General features: G+C 73.4%; 16 protein-coding genes. 7 read left to right on the top strand and 9 right to left on the bottom strand.

Features of this window, described 5'->3' with window-relative positions; translation table 11 throughout:
• Positions 1–2: 2 nt before the first annotated feature.
• Positions 3–1193: a GTP-binding protein gene (locus tag GSY65_RS20395; RefSeq protein WP_159770836.1), complete on the top strand. Its 1191-nt coding sequence runs from the start codon at positions 3–5 to the stop codon at positions 1191–1193.
• A gap of 113 nt (positions 1194–1306) precedes the next feature.
• On the opposite strand, the gene GSY65_RS20390 is transcribed toward GSY65_RS20395, so the two are convergent.
• Positions 1307–3334 carry an NAD-binding protein gene (locus tag GSY65_RS20390; RefSeq protein WP_159776199.1) on the bottom strand — a complete coding sequence of 676 codons (2028 nt, stop codon included), beginning with the start codon at positions 3332–3334 and terminating at the stop codon, positions 1307–1309.
• 309 nt (positions 3335–3643) lie between these two features.
• Between GSY65_RS20390 and GSY65_RS20385 the strand changes: the two genes are divergently transcribed.
• Together GSY65_RS20385 and GSY65_RS20380 are read left to right on the top strand one after the other, a co-directional pair.
• Positions 3644–4396, top strand: coding sequence for a hypothetical protein (locus GSY65_RS20385; RefSeq protein WP_201452606.1), 753 nt, complete (start codon positions 3644–3646; stop codon positions 4394–4396).
• A gap of 605 nt (positions 4397–5001) precedes the next feature.
• Entirely contained in the window at positions 5002–5616 is a 615-nt protein-coding gene (locus GSY65_RS20380) for a sigma-70 family RNA polymerase sigma factor (RefSeq protein ID WP_159770833.1), read from the top strand.
• A gap of 105 nt (positions 5617–5721) precedes the next feature.
• Here GSY65_RS20380 and GSY65_RS20375 read toward each other — a convergent pair whose 3' ends face one another.
• Positions 5722–7551 carry a S9 family peptidase gene (locus GSY65_RS20375; RefSeq protein WP_201452605.1) on the bottom strand — a complete coding sequence of 610 codons (1830 nt, stop codon included), beginning with the start codon at positions 7549–7551 and terminating at the stop codon, positions 5722–5724.
• Positions 7552–7917: 366 nt separating this feature from the next.
• Between GSY65_RS20375 and GSY65_RS20370 the strand changes: the two genes are divergently transcribed.
• Positions 7918–8790, top strand: coding sequence for an SURF1 family protein (locus GSY65_RS20370; protein ID WP_201452604.1), 873 nt, complete (start codon positions 7918–7920; stop codon positions 8788–8790).
• Positions 8791–9037: 247 nt separating this feature from the next.
• Here GSY65_RS20370 and GSY65_RS20365 read toward each other — a convergent pair whose 3' ends face one another.
• The 4 genes from GSY65_RS20365 to GSY65_RS20350 form a co-directional block, all read right to left on the bottom strand.
• On the bottom strand, positions 9038–10612 hold the full coding sequence (locus GSY65_RS20365) for a hypothetical protein (protein WP_236579925.1): 1575 nt from the start codon (positions 10610–10612) through the stop codon (positions 9038–9040).
• A 170-nt stretch (positions 10613–10782) separates the two neighbouring features.
• On the bottom strand, positions 10783–11388 hold the full coding sequence (locus GSY65_RS20360) for a SigE family RNA polymerase sigma factor (protein WP_159770828.1): 606 nt from the start codon (positions 11386–11388) through the stop codon (positions 10783–10785).
• Between the two features lie 716 nt (positions 11389–12104).
• Complete coding sequence (locus GSY65_RS20355) at positions 12105–13175, bottom strand: aspartate-semialdehyde dehydrogenase (RefSeq protein ID WP_159770825.1); 1071 nt, start codon at positions 13173–13175, stop codon at positions 12105–12107.
• Positions 13176–13218: 43 nt separating this feature from the next.
• Positions 13219–14511, bottom strand: coding sequence for an aspartate kinase (locus GSY65_RS20350; RefSeq protein WP_159770823.1), 1293 nt, complete (start codon positions 14509–14511; stop codon positions 13219–13221).
• Between the two features lie 1138 nt (positions 14512–15649).
• Here GSY65_RS20350 and GSY65_RS20345 point away from each other — a divergent pair.
• Both GSY65_RS20345 and GSY65_RS20340 read left to right on the top strand, forming a co-directional pair.
• Entirely contained in the window at positions 15650–16408 is a 759-nt protein-coding gene (locus GSY65_RS20345; protein ID WP_159770820.1) for a response regulator transcription factor, read from the top strand.
• On the top strand, positions 16405–17772 hold the full coding sequence (locus GSY65_RS20340; RefSeq protein WP_159770817.1) for a HAMP domain-containing sensor histidine kinase: 1368 nt from the start codon (positions 16405–16407) through the stop codon (positions 17770–17772). Before GSY65_RS20345 ends, GSY65_RS20340 begins: the two co-directional genes overlap by 4 nt.
• A gap of 153 nt (positions 17773–17925) precedes the next feature.
• Here GSY65_RS20340 and GSY65_RS20335 read toward each other — a convergent pair whose 3' ends face one another.
• The gene (locus tag GSY65_RS20335; protein ID WP_159770814.1) at positions 17926–18426 is read right to left on the bottom strand and encodes an SgcJ/EcaC family oxidoreductase; all 501 of its coding nucleotides are present in this window, start codon (positions 18424–18426) and stop codon (positions 17926–17928) included.
• A 253-nt stretch (positions 18427–18679) separates the two neighbouring features.
• On the opposite strand from GSY65_RS20335, the gene GSY65_RS20330 reads away from it, so the two are divergent.
• Positions 18680–19537 (top strand): alpha/beta fold hydrolase, encoded by an 858-nt coding sequence (locus GSY65_RS20330; protein WP_159770811.1) that lies wholly within the window; start codon positions 18680–18682, stop codon positions 19535–19537.
• A 215-nt stretch (positions 19538–19752) separates the two neighbouring features.
• Here GSY65_RS20330 and GSY65_RS20325 read toward each other — a convergent pair whose 3' ends face one another.
• Positions 19753–20688: a M56 family metallopeptidase gene (locus GSY65_RS20325; protein WP_159770808.1), complete on the bottom strand. Its 936-nt coding sequence runs from the start codon at positions 20686–20688 to the stop codon at positions 19753–19755.
• 122 nt (positions 20689–20810) lie between these two features.
• The gene (locus GSY65_RS20320) at positions 20811–20966 is read right to left on the bottom strand and encodes a hypothetical protein (RefSeq protein ID WP_159770805.1); all 156 of its coding nucleotides are present in this window, start codon (positions 20964–20966) and stop codon (positions 20811–20813) included.
• Positions 20967–20977 lie beyond the last annotated feature (11 nt).

Genomic DNA, 20977 nt, shown 5'->3' with positions numbered 1-20977 from the left:
CGGTGTCCACGGCGTACGACGCACCCGACCGGCTGCCCGTCACCGTCCTCTCCGGTTTCCTCGGCGCGGGCAAGACCACCCTGCTCAACCATGTCCTCGCCAACCGCGAGGGGCTGCGGGTCGCGGTCATCGTCAACGACATGAGCGAGATCAACATCGACGCGGCCCTCGTGCGCGGCGGTGAGGCGGCGCTGTCGCGGACGGAGGAGCGGCTGGTCGAGATGACCAACGGCTGCATCTGCTGCACCCTGCGCGACGATCTGCTGGAGGAGGTCGACCGGCTGGCCCGCGAGGGGCGCTTCGACCACCTGCTCATCGAGAGTTCCGGCATCTCCGAGCCGATGCCGGTCGCCGCGACCTTCGCCTTCGCGCGGGACGACGGAGCCACGCTGGGGGACCTCGCCCGGCTGGACACCATGGTCACCGTCGTCGACGCCGTGAACTTCCTGCCGGAGCTGGCGGGCGGCGACGAGTTGGCGGCGCGGGGGCTCGACCAGTACGAGGAGGACGAGCGGACGGTCAGCGATCTGCTGATCGACCAGGTCGAGTTCGCCGACGTGATCGTGCTGAACAAGCTGGACCTCGTCGACACGGCGACCGCGGAACGGCTGACGGGGACGCTGGCACGGCTGAACCCGGCCGCGCGGATCGTGCCGGCCCGCCACGGGCGGGTGCGGGTGGCGGAGGTGCTCGACACCGGTCTGTTCGACCTGGAGCGGGCCCAGGAGGCGCCGGGGTGGGTACGGGAGTTGAACGGGGATCACGTCCCGGAGACCGAGGAGTACGGCATCTCGTCGACCGTGTTCCGGGCCGGGCGGCCGTTCCATCCCGGGCGGTTGTGGACCTTCGTGACCGAGGCGCTGGACAGCGGGCGCTTCGGGGAGGTGCTGCGGTCGAAGGGGTTCTTCACGCTCGCGAGCCGGCCCCGGGTGGTCGGCCTGTGGTCACAGGCGGGGTCGGTGGCCCGCTTCGAACCGTCGGCGCCGCGGGACGGCTCCGCCGGGGACGCCCAGGAACTGGTCTTCATCGGGGTCGGATTGCGTGGGGAGGCGTTGCGCGCGGCGCTGGACGAGTGCCTGGTGCGGGAGGGGGAGTCGGAGGGCCCGGCCGGCTTCGAGGATCCGTTTCCCGTGTGGGAGACGTTCGGGGTGGAGGAGAAGTGCGAGCACGACGGGGAGTTCGTGGCGGTCTAGGTGCGGACCGCAGGGGTTCGTTCGCGGGTGGGGGTGCGGGTGCGTGGGGGATGGGGGATGTTCGCGCCGTTCCACGCGCCTCTGGGGAGGCCGGCCTGCGGGCCGCCCCTCCCCTACGGCGTGGACCGGGCCCGTCGGCCGAGGAGTTCGGCCAGGCCTCGGCGGGTCGCGGCCAGGACCACACGGTCCTCGGCGCGGAGCACGTACGTGGGGGGCAGGTCCCAGATCAGGCCCGACCCGGCGGTGGGGCCGCCGGCCCGTTCCGCGGGATCCGTGGCCGTGTCGAGGGCCAGGACCCGCCATGCCCCCGCACTGAACGCCTCGGCCACGGTGCGGCCCTCCAGCCGGGGGTGCCCCCGGACCTCGACGGCGGCGAAGAGGAGGACGCGGCGCTCGACGGGGATCGCGCCCAGGATCTGGCGGCCCATCATCGCGCCGGCGAACGCGGGTGCCGCGAGATGGGTCACGCTGCGGCTGCGGGTGAGGGCCTGCGGGTGGGCGGCGCGCAGCGTGCGGTACACGGCGGTCGCGAAGTCGTCGTCGTAGAGGCGCAGCACGACGCGCAGATCGGGGCGTACCGAACGCGCGTACAGGCCCGCCTCCAGGTTCGTCGTGTCGGAGCTCGTCACCGCCATCAGCGCGTGCGCCCGGTGGATCTTCGCGGCCTCCAGCACGCCCTCCTGGGTCACGTCGCCCAGCACGACCGGCACCCGCAGCCGCCGGGCCTCCGCGAGACCACGGGCCTCGGGATCGGCCTCGACGCACACCACGGGGATGTGCAGTTCGCGCAGGCGGGCCAGGACCCGGGTGCCGATCTTGCCGAGGCCGAGGAGGACGACGTGCCCGGAGAGACCGCGCGGCGGCTTGCGGAAGGCGGAACCGCTGCGGAACGTGCCCAGGGCCTCCAGCACGGCGGCCAGGAGCACCGGCAGCAGGAGTAAGCCCATCAGACCCGACAGCAGTTGGAGGACCTTCCGGGAGTCGCTCCCGTCGGTCGCCGGGTCGTTGATCGCGAAGAGGTCCAGGAGGGTCGTGTACGTCGCCCGCAGCGGATGCTCCCCGGTCGTCACCATCTGGGCGACGGCGAGGGCGAGCACACAGCACACCAGCCCCGCCAGCGACCACCGCAGCCGCCGGGAGAACAGCGACCTGAAGGCGCCGACCGCCCCGAGCGGGCCGCCGCCCGCCCGGCCCGCGGGCAGCGCGGGACCCGCGTACCGCACGGTGTCCAGGACGATGGACCCGCGTCCGGTGGCCTCGGCCACGGCCCGCTCGTCGGGCAGGAGTTGGGGGCCGCGATCCCCACTGCCCTCCGAACCGTCCGCACCGGCAGGGTCGTTGGTGGTGGCCGACAGCAGCGCGAGCGTGCACAGGCCGCGGCCGGGGCCCTGGCCGGTGTGTCCCGGCGGGCGTTCCACGGCCCGCAGCATCAGCCCGTCCGTCTGGACGACCTTGGTGGTGCCGGCGACGGCGGTCGCGGCGAGCGCGGGCGCGGCGGTGTCCGCGTCGGACAGGACGGTCGTGGAGGCACCGAACCCGTCGACGCCGTCGACACCCTCGGCCCCGTCGTCGGCGTTTCCGCCCGTCGCCAACGCCGCCGCCCGGTCCAGGAGTTCCTCGATGTGCTGGCCGAGCCGGCGGTTGTAGAGCCGCAGGACGAGCCGCAGTCTCGGGTTGAGCCGCCGGGCGGTGAGGGCGGCCCGGATGTTCGTCTCGTCGTCGTCGTAGACGAGCGCCAGCGCGGCGGCCCGCTCCACCCCGGCCTCGGCGAGCACCGCCTCCGTGGCCTCGCCTGCCTCCAGGAGCCGCTCGCCGTGCGGGGCGATGCCCGCAGCCGCGGTCCGGTCGTTCCCGGCACCGGAACCGGCGCCCGCGCCGGTGCCGGTCCCGGTCCCTGTGCCGGTCCCTGTGCCGGTGCCCGTGCCGGTGCGGCCGGTGGTCGCCGGATCGCCGTTGCCCGCCGCGCGGTTGACCGCGGCGGAGACCCGGTCGAGGATCGTGGCGGCCCGGGTGCGGCCCACCACCGGCCGGGGCGCGAGCCGCGCGGTCGGCGGCACCACGAGCGTCACCTGCTCCCGGTACACCGTGCACAGTTCCGCGGCGAGCCGGTGCGCGAGCCCGTCGTCCCCGCAGACGACCATGTGCGCCCCGGAATCGGCCGGTCCGCGCTGCCCGCCGAGTCCGGCGAGGATGCCGGGTCTGGGCGGGCGGGCCGATGTGCCCGGTGGTGCCTGGGAGTTCGGGCCGTCCGGGCCGGTCCGACGGCCCGGAACGGGCTGGCTGCTCTGTTGCGAAGGGCTCCCCACGAAGCAGAAGCCTGCCTCATGAAGCTGTCCGGTTCCCGCGTGATCCGGATCACACTCGCGGGTGTGAGTGCGACCGCGGGTGGACATCCGTACTCAAGGGGGACGGGGGTGACGACCGGTGTCCGAATGCGAGGATGGGGCGCCATGATCGCAGGGTGGGGTACCCGCACAGTCCGGGCCGCGCTGTTCGCGGCCGTCTGTGTGCTGCTCGCCGCCCTGGGCCACGTCACCATGTCCGGCAGCCCGGTCCCCTGGTGGGCCATGGGCGCGGCGGCGGCCGTCACCGGCGGCGTCGGCTGGTGCCTCGCGGGCCGTGAGCGGGGGCTCCCGCTGATCGTGTCCGTCGTGCTCGCCGCGCAGACCGCCCTCCACTCGGGGTTCTCCCTCGTGCAGCCCGCGCACCCGGCCGCTGCAGAAGGCCCGGTGGACGGGGGCACGACGCACGGGGGCTCGGCGCACGGGGGCTCCGTGCACCAGGGCTCCGTGCACGAGGGCTTCGGCGGCGGGGGCGCCATGGACATGGGCTCCGCCCCCATGCATCACACCGTCCCCTCGGGCTCGGCCGGTCACCTGGGCCACGCGGACCACGCCGGAAACCTCATGGGCGGGATGGACGCGCCGTTCACGGCCTCGTCCGGCATGCTCGCCGCGCACCTGCTGGCCGCGCTGCTGTGCGGACTGTGGCTGGCGTACGGCGAACGCGCCGCCTTCGGGCTGCTGCGGGCCGTGGCCGGCTGGCTGGCGGCGCCGCTGCGGATGGCGCTCGCGCTCGCCGTACCGCCGGAGCGGCCGCGTCCGCGGCTCCGCCGCGACCGCTCGGACCGCTCGCCGCGCCGTCTCCTGCTCGTCCACACCCTCACCTCTCGGGGACCTCCCGCCGGGATCGCTGTCAGCTGACGGCAGCCGGTGCCCCGGGGCAGCCGTGCGGGCCGTGCGAGCCGTGCCTCCGTGCGCACGGCCGCACCGCGTCCCGCACACGCAGCGATGCCTGCGCCGGGCCTCGGCCGTACGCACGCCGGTCACGCCGGCGACCCCGTACGGCCGCCTTTCCCCACCGGATCGCCGACGCGCGCGCCGTGCTGTCCACCGGCCGCCGCGTCCGCGTGTCCCGGATGACCCGAGAAGGACTCCAGGTGACCACCCTTACCCGTACGACGCCCCCTCTCCGCACCACGCCCTCGACCGCTCCCTCCCCCGCCCCCCTTCCCCGCCCCGCCGACCTGCCCGCGCCCCCGGCTCTCCGGCCCGCGCCCGCCGCATCACCGACGGTCGCCTCGGCACCGGCGCGTCAGGCGGACCCTTCGGCGCCGGCAACGGCCACGGCCGCCCGGACGGCTCGTTCGACGTCGGCCACGGCTACAGCCGCCCGGACGGCTCGTTCAGCCCCGGCGTCGGCCCCGGCGTCGGCGTCGGCACCAACACCCGCGCCCGCACCCGCACCCCATACACCCCGATCGGCCCCGGCGTCTGGCCCGGCGCCGGCCCCGGCCCCCTTCTCCCCGGTGGCCCGTTCGGGGCCCGAGCCGGGGGACGAGTCGATAACGGCCTGGGCGCTCGCCGCGCGCGGCGGCGATCCGGAGGCCGTCGAGCGCTTCGTCGGCGCCCTGCACCGCGACGTCCGCCGTTTCGTCGCTCACCTAGGCGCCGATCCCCAGGTGGTGGACGACCTGGCCCAGGACACGTTCCTGCGGGCGCTCGGCAGCCTGCACCGGTTCGAGGGTCGCTGCTCGGCCCGGACCTGGCTGCTGTCCATCGCCCGGCGGGCCGTGACCGACAGCTTCCGGCACGCGGCGGCCCGGCCCCGGCCCGCCGACGTACCGGACTGGCGGCTGGCCGTGGAACGCGCCCAGCCGAGCGGGCTGCCCGGCTTCGACGACGGGATCGCACTCGCCGATCTGCTGGCCACGCTGCCCGACGAGCGACGCGAGGCGTTCGTGCTCACGCAGGTGCTGGGGCTGCCCTACGAGGACGCGGCCCGGCTGACCGCGTGCCCCGTCGGGACGGTCCGCTCACGGGTCGCCCGGGCCCGGGCGACCCTGGTGGAACTGCTCATGGCGGCCGAGGCGCCCCGGGACACCGCGGAGCCCCGGGAGCCGACGGCGCTGGCGGCCGCCTGAGCAGTGCGCGGTGAGCGGTCAGCCGCCAGCCGCCAGCGGTCAGCGGTCAGCGGTCAGCGTGGTCGTGATCCGTGGGGTTCGACAGGCTCCGCGGCTCTGAAGGTTCTAGGCATCCACCCCCAGATGGCGTGCGGCGAAGGCCAGTTCCAGCCGGATCTGCTTGATGCGCTCGTCGACGACGAGGGAGCCGTGGCCCGCGTCGTAGCGGTAGACCTCGTGGACGGCGGAGCGGGCCACCAGTCTGTCGACGTAGTTGTCGATCTGGCGGATGGGGCAGCGCGGGTCGTTCACCCCGGCGGAGATGTAGACCGGGGCCTTCACCGCGTCGACGTACGTCAGCGGGGAGGACGCCGCGAAGCGTTCGGGGACCTCCTCCGGCGTGCCGCCGAGGAGGGTGCGGTCCATCGCCTTCAGCGCCTCCATCTCGTCGTGGTACGCGGTGACGTAGTCGGCGACGGGGACGGCGGCGATGCCGATGCTCCACAGGTCCGGCTGGGTGCCGAGGCCGAGGAGGGTGAGGTAGCCGCCCCAGGAGCCGCCGCTCAGGACGAGGCGGTCGGGGTCGGCGAAGCCGGTGCTCACCGCCCACTCACGGACGGCCGCGATGTCCTCCAGCTCGATCAGGCCGACCCGGTGCTTGAGGGCGTCGGTCCAGGCCCGGCCGTAGCCGGTGGAGCCCCGGTAGTTGATGCGGATCACCGCGTACCCGTGGTCGAGCCAGGCGGCCGGGCCGGCGGCGAAGGAGTCGCTGTCGTGCCAGGTGGGGCCGCCGTGGATCTCGAAGATCGTCGGGTACGGGCCGGTCACGCCGGCCGGGCGCTGGACGAGCGCGTGCACCCGGCCGCCGGGGCCGTCCACCCACACGTCCTCCACCGGCACCGAGCCCGGGCACGTCAGGCCCGGCGGGTCCAGGACGACCTCGCCCGTCGTGGACCGCACGACCGGCGGCTCGGCCGCCGACGACCACAGGTACTCCACGCTGCCGTCGGGGCGGGCCGAGGCCCCGGAGACCGTGCCCCTCGGGGTCTCGACGCGCTCCAGGCGACGCGTCGACAGCTCGTACCGCCACAACTCGCTGCGGGCCTCGAAGCTGTGGACGACGAGCAGCGCGGAGCCGTCCGGATACCACTCGGCGCTCAGGTCCCCCTCCAGCTGGTCGGCGAGACCGAGGTCGGTCTCCTCGCCGGACGCAACGTCCCAGACGAGGGGTTCCCAGCGGCCCCGGCGCTGGTGCCCGATGAGCAGCCGGGTGTCACCCACCACGGGGGCGAAGCCGAGGACCTCCAGGCCCAGTTCGATCGTGCCGCCCTTGGTGTCGTCCAGTTCGGCGACCGTGGTGCCGTCCGGGCGGATCACACGCAGCGCCGAGTGCATCGCGTCGCCGTGCTCGGTGTGCTCGACGGCGATCAGTGACCCGTCGTGCGAGAGGTCGCCCACGCCGGCCGACTCGCGATGCCGGTAGATCTCGACGGGGGCCGCACCGCGCCGGACCAGATGGATCGTCGAGCCGTCCTCGTCGGTGGAGCGGCCGACGACCGCCGTGACGCCGTCGCGGCCGATGGCAAGGCCCGCCGGGTACGACGGGTCCAGGCCCGGCGCCGCCTCCTCGTCGGGGCCGCCCAGGAAGGGCTGACGGCGCCAGACGCCGAACTCGTCGCCGTCCTTGTCGTCGAACCACCAGATCCACTCTCCGTCAGGCGAGAGCACCCCGTCCGTCGTCCCGTTGGCCCGGTCCGTGGCCTGGCGCTGCTCACCGGTCACCCGGTCCCACGCGTACAACTCGTACGTCCCCGTGGCGTTGGAGACGAACAGCGAGCGGTGCGGCGCGTCCTCGGCCCAGTCCGGCAGCGACACCCTCGGCGCCCGGAACCTCTTCTCCCAGTCGGGCATGGACCCGATCTGCTGCTGCGGGGTGGACCCGTTGCTCTCAGTCATGGCCCCATACTGCCCCGCCCGTCGGACATTGCGTCGCCGAGGCCCCCAGCCTGTGGAAAACTTCCTCCCAGCCGCACCCCGCCGCCTGTGGACAACCGGCGAACGCCCAGGTCGAGCCCGACTACTGCCGGGACCGCGGCCGGTACTACTGCCAGGGCTACGGCCGGTACGGCTGCCGGGACCGCGGCCGAGTGCGCGGGGCGGCCGCGCAGCGGCTCTCGCCCACACGGTCCGGGCGGTCCCGGCGGGCCAGGACCCGGCGGGCCGGGAGCGCCCCGTCGAGCGGCACCGAACCGTCCCGCCGCGTGGCCGGACCGGGCGACCCCGCGGCCGGGCGGGCGGTGCGGGCACCGTACGGTGGAAGGCGTGTACCGGTTTCTGCTGACGCCCCGATGGTGGGGGATCAACGTCTTCGTGCTGCTCGCCATCCCCTTCTGCGTGTTCATGGGGTCGTGGCAGCTGAGCCGGTTCGAGGACCGCATGCAGGACCACCGCACGGCGACCGAGCGTGTCGACCCCGAGGACCGGGCTCCGGCCCGGCCGCTGGCAAAGCTGCTGCCGGTCGACAAGGAGACCTCCGGCGAGCTGGCCACCGCGACCGGACGGTACGGCGAGCAGCTCCTGGTCCCCGACCGCGAGCTGGACGGCAAGGAGGGGTTCTACGTCCTGACGCTGCTGCGCACCGACGCGGGCAAGTCGCTGCCGGTCGTACGGGGCTGGCTGCCCGGCACCGCCGACCCGGCCCGGGCGCCGGCCGCGCCCACCGGCGAGGTCACCGTGACCGGCTCGCTCCAGGCGTCCGAGACCCCCGGCTCCAACGGGGTGCCCGTGCAGGGCGGTCTCCCCGCCGGCCAGACCGGGGCGATCAGTGCGGCGACGCTGGTGAACCTGGTGCCGGACGACCTGTACGACGCGTGGGTCACGCTCGACAAGGGCGACGCGGGGATGAAGGCCGTGCCGGCGACGGCGCCGCAGGGCAGCGGGCTCGACCTCAAGGCGTTCCAGAACCTCGGTTACACCGGCGAGTGGTTCGTCTTCGCCGGCTTCGTCGTCTTCATGTGGTTCCGGCTGCTGCGCCGCGAGATCGAGTTCCTCCGGGACGAACAGCTCGGGCTGGTACGGGACGATGAGCGCGCCACGGACCCGAAGGAGGCGTCGGCCCAAGGAGACGACGCTGCCGAGGACGGCCGTTCCGGCGAGGAGCGGGCCCCCTCCCGCGAAGCGGAACCCGCTCAGTGACTCTGGTCCCCGGCCCCCGTTCCGGCGCCGGGGCCGGTCCCGCGCCGGGCCGCGCCCGGCGATGCCGCCTCGCCCGTGGTGACGGACGCCCGGTGGATCGGCGGCGCCTGCGGCGCACGCGGTACCCGGGGCGCCTGGCCCGCCGGGGAAGGCCGGCCCGCCCGGGAAGGTGGGACGGTGCGGGCTTCCGGGTCGGCTGCCTTGCGGGGCCGCCGGGGGCGGGCCCGCACGGAGCGGCCGGTGGTGGTCAGGACGAGGTCAGGAGGCCCGTCCGGTAGACGGTGCCCGCGCAGGCGTTGCCGACGCCGGTGGAGTACGTGGCGACCCCGCCCTCAGCCGTGTGGGAGATGACGACGCTGCCGTCGGCCACGCCGTCCTCCCGGACGAGCTGGGTGGACATCGAGCTGCCGCCGTCGGCGGTGGCCCCGGGGTCCTCCTGCGTGGGCGTCGGGTCCGGGCTCGGGTCCGGACCGCCGGTGCCGCCGTCGGTGGTGCCGCCGCCCGTGGTGGGACAGGGCTCGGACGGCACCCAGGCGAACCGCACCTCGTACGCCGCCCCCGGCTCCAGCACCACCTGGGAGAGGGCCAGCGACGGGTCGGGCAGCCCGGTGGCCGCGTCGCCCGCGACATGGTTCGCCACGGTGATCCTCGCGGCGTCCGCGGCGCCCTGCGGTGACGCGCTCACCCCGCCCGCGCCCGCGACCGTACAGCTGGAGCCGGAGACGTTCGACACCCGGAAGCTGCCGTAGACGGCGCCGCCGGAGTCCGGGGAGCCCACGCTGGCGCTGCCGCTGAGCTGCGCGGACGTACACAGGGCCGCGCTCGCTGCGCTGGGCGTCGCCTCGGTGCCGCCGGGCACACCGGCGGACGATCCCTTGCCCTTGTCGCCCTTGCCCTTGTCGCTGTCCTTGCCGGAGTCCTTGGAGCCGCCGGAGGAGCCGTCCGACGAACCGCTGCCGCCGGTCTGCCCCTTGGACTGGCCCTCACTGCCGTGGGTGGCCGAGCCGTGGCCGACGACCGAGGGGTTGGCGTCGGAGCCGGTGGCGTTGGAGACGTGCACGAGGGCGGGGATCGCCGTGCCGATGAAGAGCGCGGCGGCCGCCATCCCGACGACGGCCTGACGCTTGCGCGCCCGCCGGGCCGGTACGGCCCGCCGCAGGTGGTCCAGAGTGCCGTCACGCGGCTCGATCTCCGAGACGGCCTGGTGCAGCAGGTTCCGCAGCACCAGCTCGTCGGCCTCGAATGCGCCGAGGCCCTGGGAACCGGCCCCGTCCAGCCCCTTCGGACCCGAGCCGGCCGACGGCGACGCCGATTCCGACTCCGACGCCGACGCCGACGCCGACTGCGACAGGCCGAAGGACAGCAGCTCCGCCGCTGCCCCGGACGGCTGCGTGCCGTTGAGGCCGCGCGGACCGCTCAGGTCGTCCCGCCCGTCGTGACCGTCGTGGTCGCCATGACCGTCGTGGCCGCCGCGGTCGTCGAGGGCAGGCAGGTCGTCCAGGCCATGAAGGTCGGCCTGATCATGTGGGTCGTTCGAGCCACGCGGGCCCTTCGGGCCGCGCGCGCCCGTCGAGTCAGCCGAGTCCGTCGAATCCGCCGAGCCCGTCGGGTCCGTCTCGCTCGGGTCCGGGGCGTCGAAGCGGTCGTCACCCGGAACGGCGTCGGCTGAGCGGGGCTCGTCCGGATCCGTGCCGTCGTTCGTCTGCGTCTCCCCCGGGGTCGGGTCGTCCGCGCGCGTGTCGTCCGGAGCCGGCTCGTCCGGACCGCGGCCTTCGAGACCCTGACCCGTGGTGGGGTCCTGTTCTTCGGGGCCGTGATTCACAGTTCCGTTCCCAGCGTGCGATTGCGTGTCTTCGTGCTCGTCGAGCCCGCGCCCCCCGACGCGCCGGTCCCGCTCTTCTTGCCCTGCGGTGCGCTCGTCGTCCCGGCGGCCCCAGGAGGGCAGCCTGCGGGCGCCGAGTTCGTCGTGCCCGTCGCGCCTGGCGTCGCCGCTCATGCCGACGCCTCCATGGCGACACGCAGGGCCGCGATGCCACGGGAGCCGTACGCCTTGACCGAGCCCAGCGAGATGCCGAGGGTGTCGGCGACCTGCGCCTCGGTCATGTCGGCGAAGTAGCGCAGCACGAGGACCTCGCGCTGACGGCGCTGGAGCCCCTTCATCGCCTTGATGAGGGAGTCCCGCTCCAACTGGTCGTAGGCGCCCTCCTCCGCGCTCGCCATGTCCGGCATCGGCTTCGACAGCAGCTTCAGACCGAGGATGCGGCGGCGCAGCGCGGAACGCGAGAGGTTCACGACCGTCTGGCGCAGATAGGCGAGCGTCTTCTCCGGGTCGCGGACCCGCTTGCGCGCGGAGTGCACGCGGATGAAGGCCTCCTGCACGACGTCCTCGCAGGAGGCGGTGTCGTCCAGGAGGAGGGCCGCGAGACCGAGGAGCGAACGGTAGTGGGCGCGGTAGGTCTCGGTGAGATGGTCGACCGTCGTGCCGGAGGCCGGCAGCGTGGTCGTGTCCTCCGCGCCGTCGCGCTGGCTGGGGATGCGGGTGGGCCGCGCCGCGGGCATGGGCGCGATCACCGGCATGCCGCCGGGCGGACCGGGCATGCGGGGACGGCGGGGTGGACGAAGGGCGGCGCCCCTCGTCTGTACCGCGGTGAAGTCGAGTACCTCTGCCACGCCTGTTGGACCCGTATCCCCCCGCCGGGGTTGTACGCGACAGGCATCACTTTTGCGTCAGACCGAGCGCCTGTTCGTACGGCGCGTATGCGTGGCAGCGCGTCCCGCGCCTCGCCTCGCACGGCCGACCGAACGACGGACAGCGCGTCGAACGCCCTCATGCGTACCAGCTCTTCCCCTGTGCCCGAGTCCGTGCGCGCCCAGCCCCGCCGAAGGACGCTCGTGAAAGACGCTCCCCGTCCGCCGCGCGGTTGCGGCTGACGGGGAGCAAAATCCTCGATCACCGGGAGGTCCTGAATCAACCCGGAAATCACACGGCTGTCCGACCGGAAATCCTTCGTCCGCCGAACCACCGACTCGAAGAACTTACACGTCACCACCGACAACACCCACGGCAGCCGACGGGGCCCACAGACCGTGCAGGCAGGTCTATCCCAACGCCGTCGGCCGCGCGAGGAATTCGGAGAACGGTGCACGCGGAGCCAACGAACAGTGCACCCCAGGACAACAACGGACGGACACCGGGGCCACCGGGCCGCCAGGGCCACCGCCGGGACGGGAGGGCGAGGGGGAGGGGGACGGAGAGGGGGGAGGCGGACGGAGAGGGGGCGAGAAGGAGGAAGGCCCCCGCCCCCGGCCACCGCTCAGGCCCGCGCCCCCACCACCAGCTCCGCGATCTGCACCGTGTTCAGCGCGGAGCCCTTGCGGAGGTTGTCGCCGCAGGCGAAGAAGTCGAGGGCGGTGGGATCGTCGAGGGCGCGGCGGACGCGGCCGACCCAGGTGGGATCCGTGCCGACGACGTCCGCGGGGGTGGGGAACTCCCCCGCCCCGGGGTCGTCGAAGAGGACCACACCGGGCGCGGTCGCGAGGATCTCCCGGGCCTTGGCGACGGTGACCTCGCTCTCGAAGCGGGCGTGCAGCGTCAGGGAGTGCGCGGTGACGACGGGGACCCGTACGCAGGTCACGGCGACCGGCAGCGCCGACAGCCCGAGGACCTTGCGGGTCTCGTCCCGCACCGTCATCTCCTCCGAGGACCAGCCGTCCGCACGCGCCTCCCCGGTCCACGGCACCACGTTCAGCGCCACCGGCTCCGGGAACGGCCCGGTGTCGTCGCCCACGGCCCGCCGTACGTCACCGGGGCTGGTGCCCAGTTCCGTACCGGCGACGAGGGACATCTGCCGGCGCAGGGTGGCGACGCCGGCCCGGCCCGCGCCGCTGACCGCCTGGTACGAGGAGGCCACCAGTTCGCGCAGCCCGTACTCGGCGTGCAGCGCGCCCACGGCCACGATCATGCAGAGGGTGGTGCAGCTGGGGTTGGCGACGATGCCGCGCGGGCGGGCACGCAGGGCGTGCGGGTTGACCTCGGGAACGACGAGGGGCACCTCCGGGTCCGACCGGAAGGCGCCGGAGTTGTCCACCACCACCGCGCCCTTGGCCGCCGCGATCGGCGCCCAGTGCTCCGCGATCTCGTCGGGCACGTCGAACAGGGCGACGTCGACCCCGTCGAAGACCTCCTCGGCGAGGGCCAGGACCTCGATCTCCTCCCCGCGCACGGCCAGCTTGCGGCCGGCCGAGCGGGGGGAGGCGATCAGACGGATCTCGCCCCAGATGTCCGCGCGGTGGGACAGGATCTGGAGCATGACGGTGCCGACGGCCCCGGTCGCCCCCACGACCGCGAGCGTCGGCCTGCCGGTCCGCCCGGCGGCGACGGTCATCAACGGCCGGTGCCGCCGCCGTGCGGACCGTACGAGGGGACCGTCATCGGCCGGTGCCTCCGTAGACGACGGCCTCGTCGCTGTCGGAGTCGAGCCCGAAGGCGCTGTGCACGGCGCGCACGGCCTCCGGGACGTCGTCGGCCCGGGTCACGACGGAGATGCGGATCTCGGAGGTGGAGATCAGCTCGATGTTCACGCCCGCGTCGGACAGCGCCTCGAAGAAGGACGCCGTGACACCGGGGTTGGTCTTCATACCGGCGCCGACCAGGGAGATCTTGCCGATCTGGTCGTCGTAGCGCAGGGAGTCGAAGCCGATGCCGGCCTTGTTCTTCTCCAGCGCGTCGATCGCCTTGCGGCCCTCGGTCTTGGGGAGGGTGAAGGAGATGTCCGTGAGACCGGTGGTCACTGCGGAGACGTTCTGCACCACCATGTCGATGTTGATCTCGGCGTCGGCGATGGCGCGGAAGATCGCGGCGGCCTCGCCCGGCTTGTCCGGGACGCCGACGACCGTGACCTTGGCCTCGGAGGTGTCGTGCGCGACACCGGAGATGATGGCCTGCTCCACCTTCTGTTCCCCTTGCTGCTGCGTCTTTCCGACGACTGGCTCGTTGCTGACCCACGTGCCCTGCAGTCCGCTGAAGGACGAGCGGACGTGGATCGGGATGTTGTAGCGGCGGGCGTACTCGACACAGCGGTGGAGCAGCACCTTGGAGCCGGACGAGGCCAGCTCCAGCATGTCCTCGAAGGAGATCCAGTCGATCTTCCGGGCCTTCGTCACGACCCGCGGGTCGGCGGTGAAGACACCGTCGACGTCGGTGTAGATCTCACAGACCTCGGCGTCGAGCGCGGCGGCCAGCGCGACGGCGGTCGTGTCAGACCCGCCGCGGCCCAGTGTGGTGATGTCCTTCTTGTCCTGGCTGACGCCCTGGAACCCGGCGACGATGGCGATGTTGCCCTGGTCGATGGACTCGCGGATACGGCCGGGCGTGACGTCGATGATCCGGGCTTTGTTGTGGACCGAGTCGGTGATGACGCCTGCCTGGCTACCGGTGAACGACTGGGCCTCGTGGCCCAGGTTTTTGATCGCCATGGCCAGCAGGGCCATGGAGATACGCTCTCCGGCGGTCAGCAGCATGTCGAACTCACGTCCGGCAGGCATCGGAGACACCTGCTCGGCGAGATCGATCAGCTCGTCCGTCGTGTCGCCCATCGCGGAGACCACGACAACCACCTGGTTGCCGTTCTTCTTGGCTTCCACGATCCGCTTGGCGACGCGCTTGATGCCCTCGGCATCGGCTACGGAGGAGCCTCCGTACTTCTGCACGACAAGGCCCACGTGCGCTCCTCGCTCGGTTTCGTCCCTTATCCGCACATACACACGTACTGCGGTCGGCTCAGTCTATCGAGCGGCCTCATTCCGCCTCCGGGCTCCCGCATGGTGAGATGTCCCGCTCACCCTTCGATCACCTCGGATTCCTGCGGGCCCCCGTAGGGTTTCACCCCGGCTTCTTCGCCGGGAGACCGTCGGTGGCAGGGCCGCTCCGGGGTGGTCCCTGCCCGCCCCGGGCACACCGCAGTCATAAAGTGGGCGAGGTCACTCGGGGGGCGCAGCCCTGCCGGCCGCCTGTCCCGCCGTCCCTCCGGCCTTCTGTCCCGCCGTCCCTCCGGCCCTCTGCCCGGCCTTCTGCCCGGCCCGCTGTCCGGCCGTCCCTCCGGCCGTCTGTCCCGCCGTCCCTCCGGCCGCCTGTCCTGCCGTCTGCACCGCCGTCCCTCCGGCCCTCTGCCCGGCCTTCTGTCCGGCCCGCTGCCCGGCCGTCCTCCGGCCGTCCTCCGGCAGCATCTCCGCGCACCGCCCGGTGCGCGTCCTCCAGGTTGTCTCGCACCTTCCGGCAGTGGGGCGGACGGATCGCCTGGCCGCGGACTAGGGCGATGAACTCGGCCTCGTCCCACCCGGCCCCGGGTGGGCGGGTGCCAGGGCCGGGTGCATGGCCATGGCGAGTTCGGTGAGGCCGGTGCCGGTCGCGGCGGGGCCGTCGGCGGCGATCCACCGCACCGGGTTGGGCGTCGGCCGCGTGCGTCCGGCCCCACCGGGCGACCACGGTGGCCCTGCCGATGCCGGCGAGGCCGTGGACGGCGACGGCGGCCGGGCGCGCCGACCGCCTCGTCCAGCAACCCCGGTTCCCGCTCCCGGCCCACGAACAGCCGGATCCGGGACGGCACTTTGAGCAGCCGCTCGGGCAAGTCCCCGACCGGCGCGAACGCTTCGGCGGGCAGGACGGCCGGCTGCTCGATCTGCGTGTCGCTCCGCGGTGGCGCCGTCGCCCGTGGCCACGTTGCGCGCGCTCCCGCCGAGCCCGACGGCCCGCTCCCCCGACGCCACCACCATGGGCGCTTGCCTCCCCGCCGGCGCCCGGCCGTCGGAGCCGGGGGCTCGTCGGCCGACCGTCTTAAAGTTCAACGATTATGGTTCGCCTGTGCGCGTACTTCTGGTGGAGGACGACGAGCCGGTGGCCGAGTCGCTCCGACGTGGCTTGCAGCGATACGGCTTCGAGGTGGAGTGGGTGACCACGGGCGGGGCGGCGCTGACATACGACGGCCCCTACGACGTGGTGCTCCTCGATCTGGGGCTACCCGACACGGACGGGCTCGACGTCTGCAAGGCGCTGCGGGACCGCAGTGCCGTGCCGATCATCGTGATCAGCGCCCGCAGCGACGAGACGGACCGCGTGGTGGGCCTCGAACTCGGCGCCGACGACTACGTCTCCAAGCCGTTCGGGGTGCGCGAGGTCATCGCCCGGATAAGGGCGGTGATGCGCCGCGTGCAGCCGCGCCCCGCGGACGCGCCCCCGGCCGGGCCCGACCGGTACGGCTCCCGGCTCAGCATCGACCGCAAGGCCGCGCGGGTGCACCTGGACGGCGCGGAGGTGGGGCTGGCTCCCAAGGAGTACGACCTGCTGGCGTTCCTCACCGAGGAGCCGGGCGCGCTGATGTCGCGCGAGCAGATCATGGAGGCCGTCTGGGACGCGAACTGGTTCGGCCCGACGAAGACCCTCGACGTGCACGTGGCGGCGCTGCGGCGCAAGCTCGCCGGGGCGATCACCATCGAGGCGGTGCGCGGGGTGGGCTTCCGGCTCATCGTGAACGGCACCGACGAAACTGACCGCGGCACCGGCGGCGCGGGCGGGAGCAGCGGCCCGACGGGGACCGTGAGCGAGGACAGCGGCGCGTCATGATCCGCCAGCTCATCCGCAGCTACGTGCTCCTCGTGGCTGTGGCGATCGCGCTGTTCACCGTGCCGGTGGCGTTCACGCTGACCGACCAACTGCGGGGCGACACCAGGGAGTCCCTCACCCGCGAGGCCAGGACGATGGCCCGTCTCCTCGGGGCCGGTGACGTCGCTTCCTGCGAGGCGCTGGCGAAGATGGCCGGGGCCTATCCGAAGAAGGAGAAGGTCGAGGTCTCGGCCACGGACCGGTGCGTACGGGAGTCGCTGCGGCGGCCGACGCCGGACGCGGCGCTGGCCAGGGCCCTGGACCGGGGCGAGGAGACCGTCGACTGGGGGGCGGACGTCATCTGGGGCAAGGACCTCGTGGTCACCGTGCCCGCGTTCGCGGGCCCCGGTGACGACGTCGTCGGCGCCGTCCGGATCAAGTTCTCCACCGACCACCTCACCGACCGGCTCTGGCAGATCTGGGGTTTCCGGGCGGCCCTCGCCGTGCTCGTCCTGCTGGCGGCCGCAGGCATCGGCGTGTTCGCCGCGCGGCGGCTGACCGCCCCGCTGCGCCAGCTCAACGAGATGGCGAGCAGGATGAGCGACGGCGACCTGAAGGCACGGTCCGCGATCACCGGCCCGCAGGAGACACAGACCCTCGCGCGCACGCTGAACCAGGCCAGCGAGCGTCTGGACACGCTCATCGCCTCGCAGCGCATCTTCGTGGCGGACGCCTCGCACCAGTTGCGCACCCCGCTGACGGCACTGCGTCTGTCCCTGGACAACATCGCGGACGGCGTCGACGACGAGTTCGTGCGGGAGGACGTGGAGCAGGCCACCGCCGAGGTGGTCCGGATGAGCCGGCTCGTCAACGGACTGCTGGTGCTGGCCCGCGCCGAGGCGAAGGTGACGGCGGCGGAACCGCTGTCCCTGCGGGACGTCGTCCAGGAGCGCCTGGACGTGTGGAGACCGGCCGCCGACGAGCGCGGAGTCACCATCACGCTCAGGGGGAGTACCGACGGCCGGCCGCTTGTGCTGGCCAGTCCCGGTCACCTGGACCAGGTCCTGGACAACGTGCTGTCGAACGCCCTGGAGGTCTCACCGGACGGTGCGACCATCACCGTGCGGGTGGAGAGCCGGGGCGACGAGGTGGTGCTGTCGGTGCTGGACGAGGGGCCCGGCATGTCGGACGCCGAGAAGTCCCGCGCCTTCGACCGCTTCTGGCGCGGTCAGGGCCTCACCGGCAGGTCCGGTTCGGGCCTCGGTCTCGCCGTCGTCAAGCAGCTCGTCACCGACGACGGCGGAACCGTGATCCTCAAGGACGCCCCCGGCGGCGGCCTGTGCGTCGCACTCACCCTGCGGGCGGCGCGGCACGGGGGCGGCTGAGCCGCGGGTCGGCCACGCCGGACGGCGACCGCGCCGGACGGCGACCACGCCGGACGGCGACCGCGCCGGACGTCCGAAGCGCCGGACGGCGACCGCGCCGGCGGGTGGCTGAGCCGGGGGGTGTGACTCAGCCACCGGTACGGGTGCCGGTGATCAGCCCTCGGGCATCGCCGACGAGTGGTGGTTCACGATCTTCCAGACGCCGCCGCGCTTCTCGTACTCGTACGTGTAACGGGCCTTGACCACGCGCTTCTCGCCGGTCTTCGGGTCGGTGAGCGTGAACTGGTAGACACCGGTGTCGATCGCGGAGTTGCCGTCCAGGACGTTGATGATCGTCTGGACCTTCTTGCCCCGGGGCTTGTTCTCCAGGAAGTGGTGGAAGTAGTCGACGATGCCCGCGCGGTCCGTGCGGACCTCGTTGGAGACCGTCGGCAGCAGAACCGCGTCCTTCGCGTAGCGGTCGGCCACCTTCTTCGGGTCCCCGGTCCGCAGCGACTTGTTCCAGCCGTCGAAGAGCGCCGCGATCTCCCTCTTGGAGGGCTTCTTCGGGGCGGACTCGGCACCGGCCATGCTGACGCCGGCGGTCACCGTGCCGGCCGTGACGAGGGCGGTGGCGGTGACGACGGCGGCGCGTATGCGGTTCTTGCGGGTCATCGTTGACTCCCGTACGGATGTGGGGTTTTCCTGCCTCCGCCTGGTGTGCGGGGGAAGTGACTCCAGATTCGCGGGGAGCCGGTTAGGGTCCGTGCAACGGAGATGCAGCGGGGGGACAGGGATCGTACAAAGCACGCGCCGCGACGCCGTGATCACCCTCGGTGCGACGCGTGGACATCTGAAAGTCCGTGCGACGGAACGGAGTTGCCGCTCGGCACCGTGACGGCGGCGTCCACCGGGGTAGCAGACAGCCATGAGCGAAGTGCTGCTGACCGAGACCTTCCGTAGTACGTCGGGGGACGTGCGGTGGGGCAGGGTCGGGGAGGACGGGCAGGAGCCGGTCGTGCTCTGCCACGGGACCCCGTTCTCCTCCTACGTCTGGCGCGGCATCGCCCAGGCGCTGGCGGGCACCGGCCGCCACCAGGTGTTCGTGTGGGACATGCCCGGGTACGGCGAGTCGGACATGCACACCGGCCAGGACGTCTCCCTGGCCGCCCAGGGACGGGTCCTCGCCGAGCTGCTGGCCCAGTGGCAGCTCCACGAACCCTCCGTGGTGGCCCACGACTTCGGCGGGGCGGTCTCCCTGCGGGCCCATCTGCTGCACGGGGCCCGCTACCGCGCGCTGGCCCTCGTCGACCCCGTGGCGCTCGCGCCGTGGGGCTCCCCCTCCTTCCGGCTGCTCGGCCGGCACGCCGACGTCTTCGCACAGCTGCCCTCCGCGCTGCACCGAGCCCTCGTCCGGGAGTACGTGAGTTCCGTCGGCGGCCCCGGACTGCACCCGGCGGTCATCGACCGGCTCGTCGAGCCGTGGCTCGGCGAACACGGGCAGCCCGCCTTCTACCGGCAGATCGCCCAGGCGGACCAGGCCCACACCGACGAGATCCAGGACCGGTACGGGGAGATCGGCATCCCGGTGCTGGTGTGCTGGGGCGAGGACGACGGCTGGATCCCCCTGGCGAAGGGGCGGGAGCTGGCCGCCCGCATCCCGGGCGCGCGGTTCGCGCCGATCACGGGCGCGGGACACCTCGTCCAGGAGGACAACCCCGCCGAACTCACCGCCGCACTGATGGACTTCCTGCGCGAGCCGGCGGCCCAGTGCCGCGGCAGGTGACGTTTGCCCGTCGAGGAGCGGCGTCCGGTGCGTGCTCTCGGCGTGCCGGGCACACGTCCTCGTACTGGACTGTACTTGGGCTTGTGCCCGGTGCGGCGAGAGTGCGTGCCGGACGTCGCGACGGGGCGAACGTTGCCTGACGGGGCACCAGACACGGCCCTCACGCCTTGCCCGCCCCGCGTCACCTGCCCGGCGCCGACGAGAGCCTGCCGGCACTACAGCGTGCCCAGCGCCGGTGCGAAAGCGATGAGGAGGGGCAGGAGGGCGAGCAGCGCGGCGGCGGCCGTGGTTCCGGCGCGGCGGAGGCGGTCCAGGCGGGGCGGCGGCGACAGGAGCCGCTCGACGCGGTCGCCGAGCAGGCGCCGGGTGCCGGCGCAGCTCAACACGCCCCGGTGCTGGTTCAGTTCGATCAGCGCGAGCGCGGTCGTGAGGTGGCCGCAGCGGCGGGACGCCGTGTCGTCGGCGGCGAGTTCGACGAGACGGTGGGTCTGGTCGGCGAAGTGCGCGAAGAGCGGGACGCGGGGGAAGCCGGTCGCGAGGGCCGTGGAGAGGTGGAGCAGCCAGTCGTGGCGGGCGCGGGCGTGGCCCAGCTCGTGCGCGAGCACGGCGTCCAGCTGACGGTCGGTGAGTCTGCCCAACGCGCCCGTGGTGACGACCAGTTGGGGAGGCGAGCCGGGCAGCAGCCAGGCGTCCGGGTACTCGTCCTCCAGCACCAGCAGCGGGCCCTGCGCGTCGGGCAGACCGGCCGGCAGCTCGGGCACGCGCTCACGCAGATGGGCGCGGCGCAGGAGGCGACGGCGCCGGGCCTCGACGACCTCCCGGGCGAGCATGGCCCCGCTCCACGCGGCGCCACAGGCCAGCAGCAGCGTGAGGACGGCCGTCCAGGGCGGCGCGGCCGTCAGGTCGTACGCGGCGGTCACGGCCGGCGGCGCGGGCGCGAAGGCATGCGTGCGGACCGTCTCGAACACGGCCGCCGCGCCCAGCACCAGCGCCGCGAGACAGCTGAGCAGCGCCGCCGCGACCAGGCACTGCCACGCCCACAGCGCGACCACGGGTTCGCGCTCCGGCCACCGGGCCCGGAGCAGCGCACGGGGGCCCAGCACGGCGGCGGTCGACGCCACGGCGATGAGAAGGAGCAGGAGGACGGTCACGTCGATGACTCCGGTTCCTTGACGGGGGCGGGGCAACGGTACGGCTAGCGGGGCCGGGGGGACACGCTACCGGGAACGGAACCGATCGGATCCGCCGAAGCGACCCGGCGGCCTGCGAACGCTCAGTCGACGCGCGGGGGCGGGAACGTCCGGAGCAGCTGCGTCATCGCCTCACGCAGGGAGTCGGGGACGCGTGAGTCCCCGACCACGCGACGCCACCGTGCGACCGTGACGAACAGCAGCACACTCTGTTCCGTGTCGGGTTCGCCGTTTCCCATACACGCATTGT

The organism is Streptomyces sp. HM190 (assembly GCF_009857135.1).
In the GTDB taxonomy this organism is placed as follows: Bacteria; Actinomycetota; Actinomycetes; order Streptomycetales; family Streptomycetaceae; genus Streptomyces; species Streptomyces heilongjiangensis.
Note: the sequence above shows the minus strand (reverse complement) of the source record. Positions and strands in the feature narration are given on the sequence as shown.

Coding starts and splice junctions, on each gene's coding strand:
- GSY65_RS20335 (WP_159770814.1), bottom strand. CDS start 18,426: ATGACCCGCAAGAACCGCATACGCGCCGCCGTCGTCACCGCCACCGCC.
- GSY65_RS20355 (WP_159770825.1), bottom strand. CDS start 13,175: ATGACCGTCGCCGCCGGGCGGACCGGCAGGCCGACGCTCGCGGTCGTG.
- GSY65_RS20385 (WP_201452606.1), top strand. CDS start 3,644: ATGATCGCAGGGTGGGGTACCCGCACAGTCCGGGCCGCGCTGTTCGCG.
- GSY65_RS20375 (WP_201452605.1), bottom strand. CDS start 7,551: ATGACTGAGAGCAACGGGTCCACCCCGCAGCAGCAGATCGGGTCCATG.
- GSY65_RS20360 (WP_159770828.1), bottom strand. CDS start 11,388: ATGCCCGGTCCGCCCGGCGGCATGCCGGTGATCGCGCCCATGCCCGCG.
- GSY65_RS20330 (WP_159770811.1), top strand. CDS start 18,680: ATGAGCGAAGTGCTGCTGACCGAGACCTTCCGTAGTACGTCGGGGGAC.
- GSY65_RS20390 (WP_159776199.1), bottom strand. CDS start 3,334: ATGGTCGTCTGCGGGGACGACGGGCTCGCGCACCGGCTCGCCGCGGAA.
- GSY65_RS20340 (WP_159770817.1), top strand. CDS start 16,405: ATGATCCGCCAGCTCATCCGCAGCTACGTGCTCCTCGTGGCTGTGGCG.
- GSY65_RS20320 (WP_159770805.1), bottom strand. CDS start 20,966: ATGGGAAACGGCGAACCCGACACGGAACAGAGTGTGCTGCTGTTCGTC.